Origin of the sequence: Methylobacterium sp. Leaf466, assembly GCF_001425565.1 — a bacterium.
GTDB lineage: Bacteria > Pseudomonadota > Alphaproteobacteria > Rhizobiales > Beijerinckiaceae > Methylobacterium.
In genome coordinates this window covers 64,644-78,969 of record NZ_LMRC01000036.1, presented here as the reverse complement: position 1 = coordinate 78,969, position 14,326 = coordinate 64,644, and the positions used below count along the sequence as shown (strand labels likewise).

Genomic DNA, 14,326 nt, shown 5'->3' with positions numbered 1-14,326 from the left:
ATCCTGTTTCTTTATCAACGCCTTAACACATGGGCAGACCCGGGATCCTGAGATCCCGGGTCTGTTGCAGAAAAGTCTCAAGGCAGACGGGTCTGACCGTCAGTTGGCCTGGCGCCGGAGGAAGGCGGGGATCTCGAGCTGGTCGTCGTCCATCATCCGGCCTTGCGGCAGTGCACGCCCCTGCGGGTCGAGCTGGCCCTGGGGAGCCCGATACTGCGGCACCTGGGCGGCGGCCAGACGCCTGGCGTGCTCCGCCTGGGCCGCCACGTGGGCGGCGGTCTGCGAGGGTGCGGCCGGCGCACGGACCGGGGCGGGCGGTGCCGCCTCGGTCTCCTCGCGGCGACCGCCGAAGCCGACGGTGGCGAGGCGGCGCAGGAGCGTCATGCGCTTGTTGTCGGCGGGCTGCTCGTGAGCGTCCTCGCCCTGCTTGGCACGGATCTGGGCCTGGGCCGGCATCGGCAGGTCCTGGATCTGCGGCATGCGCGGGGCGCGGGCGACCGGCACCGCCGGGCGCGGCGGCATGTAGGGGCCGGCGGCCGGCATCGGAGCCGGCTCGGGGGCCGGGGCCGGGGCCGGCTCGTAGGCCACCGCGGCCCGCGGCTGGGTCTGGGTCAGCACCACGTCGTCGCGCACGGCGAGGGCAGCCGGCGCCTCGAAGCGGATGGGCTCGGGCTTGGGGGCCACGGGCTGCTCGACGGGCGCCGGCGCGACGGCGACCGGCGCTACGGGGAGGTCTTGTCCGGCGGGGCGAAAGGTCGGCGCGGGCTGGCTGGCCCGCGCCCTCGCTTCCGCCCGCAGACGCTCGGCCACCTCGGCGATGCGCTGCTCGGTCTGCAGGATCTCGGTGCTGCTCTGGCCGCCGTTGGCGGTGATCAGGGCCGGCTCGATACCCGTGGCCACCACCGACACGCGGATGATGCCGTCGAGGCTCTCGTCGAAGGTGGCGCCGAGGATGATGTTGGCGTCCGAATCCACCTCTTCGCGGATGCGGGTGGCGGCCTCGTCGAGCTCGTACAGGGTGAGGTCGTTGCCGCCGGTGATGGAGATGAGCAGGCCGCGCGCACCCTTCATCGACACGTCGTCGAGGAGCGGGTTGGCGATGGCCGCTTCGGCCGCGCGGTTGGCGCGGTTCTCGCCCGACGCTTCGCCGGTGCCCATCATCGCCTTGCCCATGCCGCGCATGATGGCGCGCACGTCGGCGAAGTCGAGGTTGATCAGGCCTTCCTTGACCATCAGGTCGGTGATGCAGGCGACGCCCGAGTAGAGCACCTGGTCGGCCATGGCGAAGGCGTCGGCGAAGGTGGTCTTCTCGTTGGCGACCCGGAACAGGTTCTGGTTCGGGATCACGATCAGGGTGTCGACGGCGGCCTGGAGCTCCTGGATTCCGGCCTCGGCCGTGCGCATCCGGCGCACGCCCTCGAACTGGAACGGCTTGGTGACGACGCCGACGGTGAGGATGCCCATGTCGCGCGCCGCCCGGGCGATGACGGGGGCGGCTCCGGTGCCGGTGCCGCCGCCCATGCCGGCGGTGATGAAGCACATGTGGGCGCCCGAGAGCTGGTCGCGGATCTCGTCGATGACCTCGTCGGCGGCGGCCGAGCCGACCTCCGGGTGCGAGCCGGCACCGAGGCCCTGCGTGACGTTGAGGCCCATCTGGATGACGCGCTCGGCCTTGGACGAGGTCAACGCCTGGGCGTCGGTGTTGGCCACGACGAACTCGCAGCCGAGCAGGCCCGATTCGATCATGTTGTTGACGGCGTTGCCGCCGGCTCCGCCGACACCGAAGACGGTGATGCGGGGCTTCAGTTCCCGGATGTCCGGCGCCTGCAGACTGATGGCCATGGTGATGAGCCTCTCGTGCCTTTCACGTTTCGGTTGACGCCCGGCCACGAAGACCAGCGCCGATTTGCTTGTGCCGGGCTTGCGGCGGCCCCTCGCGGGAGGGCACCGGCCGCCGGCCCGTCGTTCCTAGAAGCTCTCGCGGAGCCAGCGTCCGACGCGCGAGAGGTAGCCATCCGTTCCCGTCGCCGCGAAGGCACCCTGCCCGCGCGGCTCGAAATGCTCCGCATGCGCCACCTGCGGGTAGACCAGCAGGCCGACGGCGGCGGAAAAGGCCGGTCCCTTGGCCGCTTCCGGCAGGCCGCGGATCCCGAGGGGGCGGCCGATCCGGACCTGTCCCTGCATGATCCGGCGGGTCAGCTCGGGGAGGCCGACGAGCTGGCTGGCGCCGCCCGTCAGCACCACGCGGCGGCCGGCCTGGCTGGCGAAACCCGCGGCGCGGAGCCGGTCGCGCACGAGTTCGATCACTTCCTCGACGCGGGGACGGATGATCCGCACGAGTTGCGAGCGCGGCACGTGGGTGGGGGCGTCGCCCTCGTCCTCGCCGACCCCGTGGACCGCGATCATGTCGCGGTCGTCCGAGGCCGTGGAGATGCACGAGCCGTAGAGCGTCTTGAGGCGCTCGGCCGCCGCCACCCGGGTCGAGAGACCGCGGGCGATGTCCATGGTGACGTGGTGACCGCCCACCGCGAGGGCGTCGACATGGACGAGGTGGCCGCCCGAGAAGACGCCGACGGTGGTGGTGCCGCCGCCCATGTCGACGACGCAGACCCCCATCTCGGCCTCGTCGTCGACGAGCGCCGAGAGGCCGGCGGCGTAGGGTGTCGCGATCACCGCCTCGACGCCGAGGTGGCAGTGTTCCACCGCCAGCATGAGGTTGCGGGCCGCAGCGGCCTCGCTGGTAACGACGTGCAGGTCGACCCCGAGCGCGTCGCCGATCATGCCCGAGGGGTCGATCACCGCGCCCTGCCCGTCGAGGGAATAGCCGGTGGGCAGGGCGTGGAGCACGGCCCGGCCGGGGCTGACGCCGTGGGCGCTGGCCGTCTCCAGGGCGCGCTCGACGTCCGCCGCGGTGACGGAGCCGGTCCGGACCGGCACATGCGCATCGAAATGCTGGGAGCCGATGCGGCCGCCCGAGATGTTGACGATGACCGACTGCACCTCGACCTTGGCCATCCGCTCGGCGGCGTGGACCGCTTGGGCGATGGCTCCCTCGGCGGCCTCCAGGTCGACGATCGCGCCGCCCTTGAGGCCGTGCGAGCGCTGGTGGCCGATGCCGATGATGCGGGCGAGATGGGTGCGCCCGCGCAGGGTCGAGAGCGCCTCGGCCGGCTGGAGCTCGGCGATGAGGCACACGACCTTGCTCGTGCCGATGTCGAGGACCGACAGGGTGGCGCTGCGTCGCGCCGAGAGCGGTTTGAGGCGGGGCGTGAGTCCGTGATGCGCGTGCATGAGGCTTACCGGACCAGACTGACGGGGCGGGTGGGCGCGAGGCGCGCGGGGCGAATCGTGCGGCTCATGTGTCGGTGCCCTTGCCCTTGGGCTTCTTCTTCTGGGATTCGAGGCGGGTGGCGGCGGCTTCCTCGGTGAGGCGGACCACGACGCGGTCGGGCATGCGCAGGTCGATGGCGATGATGTCCTTCTCCAGCAGGCGGTTGGTGCGTTCGAGGCGGACCAGGCGGGACAACGCCTCCCTGGCGCCGGTCTCGGGCAGGCGGATGTCGATGCCGTCGAGCTTGAGCGTCCAGCGCCGGCCCGAGACGTAGGTGCCGGCCTTGACGCGCTCGGCCAGGGGGCCGGCCGCCTCGATCAGGTCGAGGTAGTCCTTGAGGCGCAGGTTGGCGTCCTCGCCGACCACGAGGGGCAGGGTCGCGTAGCGGTCGTCCCGCATCTCGTCGATGACGGTGCCGTCGGCGGCAATGACCGAGAGCTCGCCGTTGCGCTGCCACAGGGCGGCGGGTTCGCGCTCGACCTGGGTGATGAGGATCTCGTTGGGATAGATCTTGCGCACGGAGACGCTGGCGATGAGCGGCACCTGCATCAGGCGCTCGCGCGCCTCCCTGACGTCGAGGAAGACCACCGACGAGCGCGCGTCGATGCCCGCCGCCTCCAGCACTTCGCTCTCGTAGAGCCGCGAGATGCCCGCGATGGTGACGCGCTCGACGCCGAAGCCGGCGATGCGGGCCAGGATGTCGAGGGGCCGGCCGTTCTCGGTGACGAAGGTGTCGTAGCGGCCGCTCGCGATGAAACCGGCGACGGCGAGGGTGCCGAAGGTGCAGGAGAGGGCGAGGGAACCGACGAGGCGCGGAAACCGCCGCCCGATCGGCGCGCCGATCCGCGGGCGCCGGGACGACGACGGCCGGGCCACGCCCGGCAGTGCCGCCGCGAGGCGCCCGCCCACGCCGCAGAGGCGCGCGAGGACCCCGCCGTCGCCGGCCGGGCCGGCGCCGCTCAGCGGCCCAAGGTTGCGTCCTCCACCATCCATCGGACGAGCTCACCGAATGTTAGGCCCGCATGGGCCGCGATCTCGGGCACAAGGCTCGTCTGGGTCATGCCGGGTTGCGTGTTGACCTCCAGCACGACGAGGGCACCGGTTCCACCCGGTGTGTCGTCGTAGCGAAGATCGGCACGGCTGACGCCCCGACAGCCCAGTGCTTGATGCGCCGTTAACGACAACTCTTGGACACGCTGGTAAACATTTGGTTTAAGTTCGGCCGGCAGGACGTGGATCGACCCCCCCGCGGCGTACTTGGCATCGTAGTCGTACCACTCGCCCGAGGCGGGCTTGATCTCGATGACTCCGAGCGCCCGGTCGCCCATCACGGCACAGGTGAGCTCGCGGCCCGCAACGTAAGTCTCCGCAAGGACTTGGTCGCCATAGACCCACTCGTCCGACGCCAGGATCTGGGGCGGATGCGAGCGCCCGTCGCGCACGATGATGACGCCCATCGAGGAGCCTTCGGCGATCGGTTTGAGGACGTAGGGCGGCGGCAGCACGTGTGACTTTGCGGCATCATGGCGATCGACGACGCAACCGTCCGGCACGCTGACCCCGGCCGCCTTCATGATCGTTTTGGCACGTTCCTTATGCATGGCGAGCGCCGAGGCGAGGACGCCCGAGTGCGTGTAGGGAATCTTCAAGATCTCCAGGAGCCCCTGGATCGTGCCGTCCTCGCCGGCCGGGCCGTGCAGGGCATTGAAGGCGACGTCGGGCTTCAAGTCGGTCAGCACGGTGGCGATGTCCGGCCCGACATCGACCTGGGTCACGGTGAACCCCTCCCCTTCGAGCGCCCGGGCGCAGGCGGTGCCGGAATTGAGCGAGACCTCGCGCTCGGAGGACCACCCGCCCATGAGGACGGCGACGTGCTTGGACATGGGGACTCCTGAAACTTTCGCGAAATGGGTTTCGTCGTCACGCGGGCCTTGGTGGTCCGATCCGGTCGCGGATCGCGTCGAACACCGCTTCGGCCACCACCGGGGACAAGGTGCCGATCCGTTTGAGGATACGGAGCGGTTCGATGCAGGCCAGCTTGACGGGCCTCACGACCGAAGGGGCCGAGAGACCGGCGGCGGCGAGATCGTCGATCACCTGATCGCCCCCCATCGCCGGGTTGTTCGCGCTGGTGATCATGGCGATCCAGACGAACCCCGCCTCTGCGACGGCCTGGCCCGAGACGACGACGGCCGGGCGGCGCTTTTCGGCGAGGCGGTCGGAGTAGGGAAACGGCACGACCACCACGGTCCCCGCCGGAAACGGGACTTCGCTCGGATCCTCAGAGATTGCCATAGGCGTCTTCGTCGGCGGCCCCCGCCCATTCCGTGAAGGTCACGAAAGGATCTTCACCCTCGGGCCGGGCCTTTTCGATACGAATGCCGTCCGGCGTGATCACGTAACGGAGGCGGTCGCCGGGGCCGATGCCGAGGCGTTCGCGCACTTCTGCCGGCAGCACGGTCTGACTCTTCACGGAGACCTTCGAATAGATCGTCAAGACGTCCTGTCCCGCCATCGGCCCCTCGCGTCGGATGACTTACGTCTTACCGGCTTACGCCCCCGACGTCGACACTCCGATGCGCTTGATCTCCCAGTGGAGCTCGATGCCCGAGGTCTCGCGCACGCGCCGGCGCACCTCTTCGCCGAGAGCCTCGATGTCGGCCGCCGTGGCGCCGTCGGTGTTGATGAGGAAGTTGCAGTGCATCGGCGACACCTGGGCGCCGCCGACACGCAGGCCGCGGCAGCCGGCTGCGTCGACGAGTTGCCAGGCCTTGCCGCCGTCGGGATTCTTGAAGGTCGAGCCGCCGGTGCGCTCGCGGATCGGCTGGGCCGCCTCGCGGGCCGCGGTGACGCGGTCCATCTCCGCTTCGATGGCCTCGCGCTCGCCCGGCCGCGCGCGGAACAGGGCGCTCGTGAAGATCACGTCCTCGGGGGCCGCGGAATGGCGGTAGGCAAAGCCCATCGCGTCGTGGCCGAACGTCCGCAGTTCGCCGCGCCTGTCGATGCCGCGGGCCTCGACCAGGACGTCGGTGGTCTCGCCGCCATGGGCGCCGGCGTTCATGCGCAGCGCACCGCCGATCGAACCGGGGATGCCGCGGAAGAAGGCGAGCCCGTCGAGGGAGGCCTCCGCCGCCGCCTTGGCCAGGCGCATGTCGGGGACGGCGGTGCCGGCCCGCAGGGTGTCGCCGTCGATCTCCACCGAGCCGAAGGCCTTGCCGCCGAGCCGGACCGTCACCCCCGGTATGCCGCCGTCCCGCACGATCAGGTTCGAGCCGAGGCCGATCACCGTCACGGGCATCGCCGGATCGAGGGCGGCCAGCAGCAGCGCCAGATCCTCCTCGTCGGCCGGGCTGAACAGCACCTGCGCCGGTCCGCCGACCCGAAACCAGGTGAGGTCGGCCAGCGACTGGTTCGCGACGAGGCGTCCGCGCAGGGCGGGCGCACGCGATCGGATGTCGGGGGTGATGTCGGGGAAGGCGGTCATGAGGGTTCTCCTCCTCTCCCCGCTCGCGGGGAGAGGGCTTGGCCGACCTCGTCGTCGGCCAAGCGAGGCGGCAGCCGAGGGTGAGGGGGCGCTGTCGGATGAGGCTTCTCTGGGATCGCCCCCTCACCTTCGCCCTTCGGGCTCACGCCGGCCCCGACGAGGGGGCCGACGTCCTCTCCCCGCGAGCGGGGAGAGGGGGGAAGCGGCGCCGCGATGGTGTCGAGAACACCGACGATATCGTCCTTGGTCCCGGCGTTCCGGAAACGAAGGACGCGATAGCCGAGCCGGGTGAGATAGGCATTTCTGCTCGTATCACGAGACCTGTCGACAGGCTGACTTCCGTCGCGCTCGACGACCACCTCGACCTCGCAACGACAAAAGTCGGCACCGGAGGGACCAATCCCTTCCCGACGGACGGACTTGAACCCGCCGAACTGGCGATTGCGCAGACGCCGCCATGATCTCGTCTCGACGTCGGTGTGATCGTGGCGAAGCCGGCGCCGACATTCGGTCCGCTCTTCGTCCGCCGAGCGCATCGCCTCAGGCCTGCAACGACGCCAGTTCCGCCGGAAGCGCATAGGCCCACTGCGTGATGTTGCCGGCCCCCAGGCACACGACGTAGTCGCCCGCCTTGGCGCGGCTCGCCACCAGTCCGGCGAGATCCTCGGTGCGGTCGAGGGCCAGAGCGTCGCGGTGGCCGCGGGACTTGAGGCCCGAGACGAGGCCGTCGCGGTCCATGCCCTCGATCGGCGCCTCGCCCGCGGCGTAGACCGGGGCGACGATGACCGTGTCGGCGTCGTTGAAGCAGGTGCAGAAATCGTCGAACAGGGAGGCCAGCCGGGTGTAGCGGTGGGGCTGCACGATGGCGATGACGTTGGACTCCGTCGAGGCGCGGGCGGCCTTGAGCACCGCTTTGATCTCCACCGGGTGGTGCCCGTAGTCGTCGAAGATCAAGGCGCCGTTCCATTCGCCGGTCTTGGTGAAGCGGCGCTTGACGCCGCCGAAGCCTGCCAGCGCCTTGCGGATCGCCTGCGGCTCGACGCCGAGTTCGTGGGCCACGGCCAGCGCCGCGGTGGCGTTGAGGGCGTTGTGCTTGCCCGGCATCGGCAGGACGAGGTTCTCCATCTCGAGGCGAAAGCCGGGACGACGGTCGCGGATCATCACGCGGAACCGGCTCTGGCCGCCGCGCAGGTCCACGTCGATCAGGCGCACGTCGGCCTGCGGGTTCTCGCCGTAGGTGATGATGCGGCGGTCCTCGATGTGGCCGACGAGGTCCTGCACCACCGGATGGTCGATGCACATCACGGCGAAACCGTAGAAGGGGATGTTGTCGATGAAGCGCCGGAAGGCGTCTTTCACCGCCTCAAACGAGCCGAAATGGTCGAGGTGCTCGGGGTCGATGTTGGTGACGATGGCGACATCGGCCGGCAGCTTGAGGAAGGTGCCGTCGGATTCGTCGGCCTCCACCACCATCCACTCGCCCTCGCCCATGCGGGCGTTGGTGCCGTAGGCGTTGATGATGCCGCCGTTGATGACGGTGGGGTCGAGGTTGCCCGCATCGAGGAGGGCGGCCACCAGCGAGGTGGTGGTGGTCTTGCCGTGGGTGCCGGCGATGGCGACGCAGGACTTGAAGCGCATCAGCTCGGCCAGCATCTCGGCTCGCCGCACCACCGGCAGGCGGCGCTCGCGGGCGGCGACGAGCTCGGGGTTGTCGCGCCGGATCGCGGTGGAGACCACCACGAGGGCCGCCTCCTCGACGTTGCCGGCCGCATGGCCGACGAAGGTCCTGATGCCCTTTTCGGCGAGCCGGCGGACGTTGGCGTTGTCGTTGGCGTCCGACCCCTGCACCGTGTAGCCGAGGTTCATCATCACCTCGGCGATGCCGGACATGCCGATGCCGCCGATGCCGATGAAATGGATGGGGCCGAGCTTGTCGGGCAGCTTCATGATGTGAGCCAGTCTCGTCGGTTCGAGCGGGTGCGCCGCGGCGCCGACCCCGCGATCAGGTGAGCGCCGCCGTCGCGATCACGACATCGGCGAGCCGTTCGGCGGCGTCGTGGATGCCGGCACTTTTGGCCGCTGCCGCCGCCGCGGTCAATTTTGCCGGCGTTCCGAACAGATCGACCAGTTCCGCGGTGAGGCGGTCGGGGGTGAAGCTGCCTTGCGGAATCGTCAGCGCCGCGCCGATGGCGCTCAGCGTCGCGGCATTGGCGGCCTGGTCCTGATCGAGGGCGCCCGGCAGCGGCACCAGGATCGCGGGCCGGCCGATGGCGGCCAGTTCCGAGACCGTGGAGGCGCCCGAGCGACCGATGACGAGGTGGCTCTGGGCCATGCGCGTGGGCAGGTCCTTGAAGAACGGCGCCGTCTCGAGCCCGGCGAGACCGAGGCCGAGGTAGAGGTTCTGGACCTGCGTCAGGTCCTCGGCGCGGACCTGCTGCACGAGGTGGAGGCGGGCGCGCAGGTCGGCGGGGAGCTGCGCGATGGCCGCGGGCACGATCTGGCCCATCACGGCGGCGCCCTGGCTGCCGCCGAAGACGAGGAGGTGGAGGCCGTCGCTGTCGCCGAGCGGCGGATAGGTCGCCGCCGCCGCCAGCACCGCCGGGCGCAGGGGGTTGCCGGTGTGGGTGCGCGGTGCGGTGGCCTTCTCCGGGATGCCGCGAACCTCGGCGAAGCCCGTGGCGATGGCACGCGCGCCGCGCGCCAGGAAGGCGTTGGCCCGGCCCATCACCGCGTTCTGCTCGTGCAGGATGGTGGGCCGCCGCAGGATCTGTCCCGCGAGCATCGGCGGCACCGTCGGATAGCCGCCGAACCCGACGATGGCGGCCGGGTCGATCCGCTTGATCTCACGGGCGGCGGCGCCGAACCCGCGGCCCAGCGTCAGGAGCGCGCTCGCCCGCCGGACGAGCGAGCGGCCCGAAGGTGTCGCCGAGGCGATGGTGACGATCTCGGAGGCCGGAAAGCCCGTGGCGATGGAATCCACCCGCGCGTCGGTGGCGAGCACCACCCGCACGCCGCGGGCGCGCAACGCGATGGCCAGGCTCTCGGCCGGGAACAGGTGCCCGCCGGTGCCGCCGGCACAGAGGAGGACGGTGGCCTGCGCCACGGTCATCGCATCACCCCGGCCACCGTCGCCGGCGCGGTGCCGGGCGGCTTCTGGCTCAGCATCACCGTGCGCGGCCGCTTGCGGGTCAGGGCCACGAGGAAGCCCATGCCGAGCGCCAGCGAGATCAGGGACGAACCGCCGTAGGAGACGAACGGCAGGGTCATGCCCTTGGCCGGCATCAGCCGCACGTTCACCGCCATGTTGATGCAGGCCTGCAATCCGAACAGCGTCGTCAATCCCGTGATGGCCAGGCGCGAAAAGGTGTCGTCGGTGCGGCGCGCCAGCTTGAGGCCGCGCATCACGATATAGGCGAACAGGCAGACGAGGCCGAGGCAGACGAGCGCACCGAACTCCTCCCCGGTGACGGAGAAGATGAAGTCGGTGTGCGCGTCGGGCAGGTGGCGCTTGGCGACGCCCTCACCGGGGCCGGTGCCGAGCCAGCCGCCGGAGTTGAACGATTCGCGCGCCCAGAACTCTTGGAAGCTGTCGCCGGAATCCTTGTCCATGAAGCGGGTGATGCGCTCGCGGACGTGATGCAGGAAACGATAGGCCACCGCGACCCCGAGGAGGCCGCCGACGCCCAGGCCCGCGACCCAGAACCAGTGCAGGCCCGCCACGAAGAACAGCGAGCACCAGACGATGGTGATCAGCATGGTCTGGCCGAAATCCGGCTGCAGGATCAGCGGCACGATCGTGATGGGCAGTAGCAGGATGGCGAGAAGGCCGCCGGGCATGTCGCGCCGTTGCGCGCCCTCCGAGAACGCCCAGGCCGCCACCACCACGAAGGCGGGCTTCACGAACTCGGACGGCTGCAGGCCGAAGGCGCCGAACTGGATCCAGCGGTGGGCGCCCTTGATCTCGGGCCCGAACTTGCCGGCCAGGATGCACAGGGCCACGCCGACGATCCACGTGGCGAGCGCCACACGCCGGATGTGGCGCAGGGACAGGAACGAGACCGCCACGATGATCAGCAGCGTCGGCGCCAGATAGAGCGCCTGCCGGTTGAGGAAGTAGAAGGTCGGCAGGCCGATCTTTTCGGCCACCGGCGGGCCGCCGCCCATGAGGAAGACGAGGCCCGCCACCATCAGCGCGGCGAGGCCGGCCAGGAGGCCTTTGTCGACCGTCCACCACCAATCGGTGAGGGGCGTGCGTTCCGCGCGGGACATCATGGATGGCGCTCTCTCGCGCGCCGGCGGATGGCGGCGCGGCGCGATCCTGGGACGGAATGGTAAACCAATCCTTGCGGACACCCGTGTCCCGTCCCACCGGAGACGATGGCTCGCCAAGTTCCTTCCCCCCGCGCGGGGGGAAGGAACGCAGCGCCTATGCCTTGCAGTCGAAGAAGCCGGCCCGGATCGTCTCCGGGTCGAGGTTGCGCCCGATGAACACCACCCGCGAGACCCGGGCCTCGTCGTCCTTCCACGGGCCCTGGAGGTCGCCGTCGAGGATCATGTGGACGCCCTGGAAGACGAAGCGCTGCGGCTCGTTCGGGAAGGCGACGATGCCCTTGCAGCGCAGGATGTCCGGCCCCTGCACCTGGGTCAGGTTCGAGATCCACGGCATGAATTTTTCCGGGTCCACCGGGCCGTCGATCCTGGCCGAGACCGACTGCATCTCGTCGTCGTGGTGATGGTGGTGGCCCTCCTCCAGGAACGCCGGCTCGATGTCGAGGATGCGGCCGAGGTCGAAGGCGTTGCGGTCGAGCACCGCATCGAGGGGCACGTCGCAGCGGCTGGTGCGGTGGATCGTGGCGTAGGGATTGATCGCGCGGATCTGGCCCTCGACCCGGTCGAGGTCGCCCGGCTCCACGAGATCGGCCTTGTTGAGGAGGATGACGTCGGCGAAGGCGATCTGGTTCTTGGCCTCGGGGGCGTCCTTCAGGCGGTCGGACAGCCACTTGGCGTCGGCCACCGTGACCACGGCGTCGAGGCGGGCGGCATCGCCCACGTCCTGGTCGACGAAGAAGGTCTGGGCGACGGGGGCGGGGTCGGCCAGCCCCGTGGTTTCGACGATGATCGCGTCGAACTTGCCGCGCCGCTTCACGAGCCCGTCCATGATGCGGATGAGGTCGCCGCGCACGGTGCAGCAGACGCAGCCGTTGTTCATCTCGAACACCTCCTCGTCGGCGCCGACCACGAGGTCGTTGTCGATGCCGATCTCGCCGAACTCGTTGACGATCACGGCGTAGCGCTTGCCGTGGTTCTCGGTGAGGATGCGGTTGAGGAGGGTCGTCTTGCCCGCACCGAGATAGCCGGTGAGCACGGTGACGGGAATCTTGCCAGAGTCGGAGATATTGCCGGAGGTGTCGGACATGGGAACGGTCTCATGGGGGCGCGCGGCGCGGGAGGGCCCGCGCTGGTCTTCGTCCGATGATATAGTGTGTCACCCGCGTGCGATGGAAGGCACGCCGGGAACCGGAGCCAGCGTCGGTCCGCTCAGGCCGCCAAAGCGCGGTTCACCGTCGAGCGCAGGTCGGCCAGGGAGAAGGGCTTGGTCAGGACGTCGGTCACGATGGCGTCGAGGCCGCGGGCGCGCTCGCGCTGATCGGCAAAGCCGGTCATCAGCAGGATGGTCAGGTCGGGGAAGTCGCGCTTGGCCGCGAGCGCCAGGGCGATGCCGTCCATCAACGGCATGCGGATGTCGGTGAGCAGCAGGTCGAAATCGCCGGCCGCCTCGATCAGCCGGTCCAGCCCGTCGCTGCCATCGCTGGCGGTGACCACGGCATGCCCGTCGATCTCGAGGCCGCGCTTCAGGAAGCCGCGGATCGTCTCTTCGTCATCCACTAGCAGGATGCGAGCCATAAACACCGTTTCGTATGTGATCGCGGGCGTGTCGCCGCCGGTGCCAGAGACGCAAGCGCCAAGATCGCATGTCAAGCAAAAATGGCAGAGCGGCCGGACGAATTTGTCATCTCTGCGCGCAAATGCCACCGGTGGCCAAGCGAATGAAGCCGGTCAGGTGCCGCCGAAGAGGTCGGGCTCGCTGCTCTCGAAGTCGACCAGGCCGACGAAGGGCAACTGGCGGTAGGCGTGGGCGGCATCCATGCCGTAACCGACCACGAAGGCATCGGGACAGGGGAAGCCGACGAAATCCGCGTCGATGGTCACGGCGCGCTTGCCGGGCTTCTCGAGCAGCACCGCCGTCATCACGCGCTTGGCGCCGCGCGCCATCAGCAGATCCTTGGCGAAGACCAGGGTCCGGCCCGATTCGAGGATGTCGTCGACGAGGAGCACGTCGCGGCCCCGCACCTCGCTCTGGACGTCGCGCAGGATCTCGACCTGACCGGTGGAGACGGTGCCGGTGCGGTAGCTCGACAGGTGGACGAACTCGACCTGCGGCGCGAGGCCGGACCGGTGCAGCGCGCGCAACAGGTCGGCGGCGAACATGAAGCTGCCCTTGAGCACCGCGACCACGAGGAGGTCTTCGAGCTTGGCCGACGCGATCTCGCCGGCCAGTTCCTCGTTGCGCCGGGCGATGGCGGATTCGTCGAACAGGACGCGGACGCGTCGGGAAGGCGTGGTGTTCATCACGCAGTCCATATCATGGGTTCCGCCGGCTGGCATCGGCCTTGGGCTCGCTCGCGGCGGCATCGGCACGCATCTGCCCGGTGCCCGCGAAGCGCACCTGCACCGACCGCCCCTGGGCCGGCGGCGCCGACAGGCTGGCCCGGAAGCGGGCGGTCTCGCGGTCCTCCAGGGACGGGCGCGGGGAGGGAACGGTCCAGCGGTAGAGCGGCTGGTCCCGCTCGTCGCGCACCTCGATCTCGATGGCCGGCACGGCGACGGCCTCCCGCGAGACGCCAACGAGATCGCCCTCCACCACGAGCTGCGTCAGGCCCGCCTCGCCAGCGGCCTGGAAGGCGGCGACGTCGCGCAGGTCGATGCCGCGCAGGTTCACGGGCAGGCCGATGGCGGCATAGAGCCCGGCACTCTGGGGCATCGCCCGTACGACCGTGGTGCGGGCGACGAGGGCGCCACCCCCCACCGCGACGATCGCCAGCCACAGGCCCGCCGCCGTGGCGAAGGCGGACCACGACCGGCCGGGCTTTGCCGGCCGCGAGGGCCGCTTGGCCGCCTTCCGTGGCGGTGGCTCGACGGACGCGGGTTCCGAAGGAGTGGACGACGGGGCGGCGTCGGGGGCGATGCCCTCCTCCGCCAGGGCCGCTTCCCAGGCGTCGAGGGCGGCTTGGTCCTCGGAGCGGTTGCGGGTGCCGTCGTCCATCGCCGCCATGGCTTCGGCGATCTGCGCGGTGGCGACGTCGTCGGGCCCGATGAACCAGGTCTCGCGGCAGGCGGCGCAGCGCACCGAGCGGCCTTCCGCTCCGACCCGATCGGTGGGAATCTCGTATTCGCTGGCGCAGGCGGGGCAGACGATCTGCATGGCGAATCGGCGCTTCCAGGTCGGTCGG

Annotated in this window: 15 protein-coding genes; all 15 read right to left on the bottom strand. The window is 70.1% G+C overall.

The features are described from left to right. Positions 1–99: 99 nt before the first annotated feature. Complete coding sequence (gene ftsZ / locus ASG59_RS19140) at positions 100–1,842, bottom strand: cell division protein FtsZ (RefSeq protein WP_056410899.1); 1,743 nt, start codon at positions 1,840–1,842, stop codon at positions 100–102. Positions 1,843–1,968: 126 nt separating this feature from the next. Then, positions 1,969–3,291, bottom strand: a complete 1,323-nt coding sequence (ftsA, locus tag ASG59_RS19135) for a cell division protein FtsA (RefSeq protein WP_055889707.1) — start codon at positions 3,289–3,291, stop codon at positions 1,969–1,971. Positions 3,292–3,355: 64 nt separating this feature from the next. Then, positions 3,356–4,324 carry a cell division protein FtsQ/DivIB gene (locus ASG59_RS19130; protein ID WP_056286643.1) on the bottom strand — a complete coding sequence of 323 codons (969 nt, stop codon included), beginning with the start codon at positions 4,322–4,324 and terminating at the stop codon, positions 3,356–3,358. After that, positions 4,291–5,214 carry a D-alanine--D-alanine ligase gene (locus tag ASG59_RS19125; protein ID WP_055889717.1) on the bottom strand — a complete coding sequence of 308 codons (924 nt, stop codon included), beginning with the start codon at positions 5,212–5,214 and terminating at the stop codon, positions 4,291–4,293. The genes ASG59_RS19130 and ASG59_RS19125 overlap by 34 nt, the downstream gene beginning before the upstream one ends. Positions 5,215–5,251: 37 nt before the next feature. Further along, positions 5,252–5,626, bottom strand: coding sequence for a type II toxin-antitoxin system PemK/MazF family toxin (locus ASG59_RS19120; protein WP_056410897.1), 375 nt, complete (start codon positions 5,624–5,626; stop codon positions 5,252–5,254). Further along, positions 5,613–5,828 carry an AbrB/MazE/SpoVT family DNA-binding domain-containing protein gene (locus ASG59_RS19115; protein ID WP_244472465.1) on the bottom strand — a complete coding sequence of 72 codons (216 nt, stop codon included), beginning with the start codon at positions 5,826–5,828 and terminating at the stop codon, positions 5,613–5,615. The genes ASG59_RS19120 and ASG59_RS19115 overlap by 14 nt, the downstream gene beginning before the upstream one ends. 54 nt (positions 5,829–5,882) lie before the next feature. After that, positions 5,883–6,815 (bottom strand): UDP-N-acetylmuramate dehydrogenase, encoded by a 933-nt coding sequence (gene murB / locus ASG59_RS19110; RefSeq protein WP_056410888.1) that lies wholly within the window; start codon positions 6,813–6,815, stop codon positions 5,883–5,885. Next, positions 6,812–7,351 carry a DUF559 domain-containing protein gene (locus ASG59_RS20160; protein WP_082528858.1) on the bottom strand — a complete coding sequence of 180 codons (540 nt, stop codon included), beginning with the start codon at positions 7,349–7,351 and terminating at the stop codon, positions 6,812–6,814. The genes murB and ASG59_RS20160 overlap by 4 nt, the downstream gene beginning before the upstream one ends. Positions 7,352–7,355: 4 nt before the next feature. Continuing rightward, positions 7,356–8,762, bottom strand: a complete 1,407-nt coding sequence (gene murC / locus ASG59_RS19105) for a UDP-N-acetylmuramate--L-alanine ligase (RefSeq protein WP_055889732.1) — start codon at positions 8,760–8,762, stop codon at positions 7,356–7,358. A gap of 55 nt (positions 8,763–8,817) precedes the next feature. Beyond that, positions 8,818–9,924, bottom strand: coding sequence for an undecaprenyldiphospho-muramoylpentapeptide beta-N-acetylglucosaminyltransferase (gene murG, locus ASG59_RS19100; protein WP_055889736.1), 1,107 nt, complete (start codon positions 9,922–9,924; stop codon positions 8,818–8,820). Next, entirely contained in the window at positions 9,921–11,087 is a 1,167-nt protein-coding gene (locus tag ASG59_RS19095) for a putative peptidoglycan glycosyltransferase FtsW (protein WP_056286659.1), read from the bottom strand. Before ASG59_RS19095 ends, murG begins: the two co-directional genes overlap by 4 nt. Before the next feature lie 154 nt (positions 11,088–11,241). Beyond that, positions 11,242–12,231 carry a GTP-binding protein gene (locus tag ASG59_RS19090; protein WP_056286663.1) on the bottom strand — a complete coding sequence of 330 codons (990 nt, stop codon included), beginning with the start codon at positions 12,229–12,231 and terminating at the stop codon, positions 11,242–11,244. A 122-nt stretch (positions 12,232–12,353) separates the two neighbouring features. Then, a complete protein-coding gene (locus tag ASG59_RS19085; protein WP_055889744.1) occupies positions 12,354–12,719 on the bottom strand; it encodes a response regulator in 366 nt (121 codons plus the stop codon). A gap of 153 nt (positions 12,720–12,872) precedes the next feature. Continuing rightward, positions 12,873–13,445: a hypoxanthine phosphoribosyltransferase gene (gene hpt, locus ASG59_RS19080; RefSeq protein WP_056411057.1), complete on the bottom strand. Its 573-nt coding sequence runs from the start codon at positions 13,443–13,445 to the stop codon at positions 12,873–12,875. A gap of 13 nt (positions 13,446–13,458) precedes the next feature. Then, positions 13,459–14,298 (bottom strand): zinc-ribbon domain-containing protein, encoded by an 840-nt coding sequence (locus ASG59_RS19075; RefSeq protein ID WP_056410885.1) that lies wholly within the window; start codon positions 14,296–14,298, stop codon positions 13,459–13,461. Between the last annotated feature and the right edge of the window lie 28 nt (positions 14,299–14,326).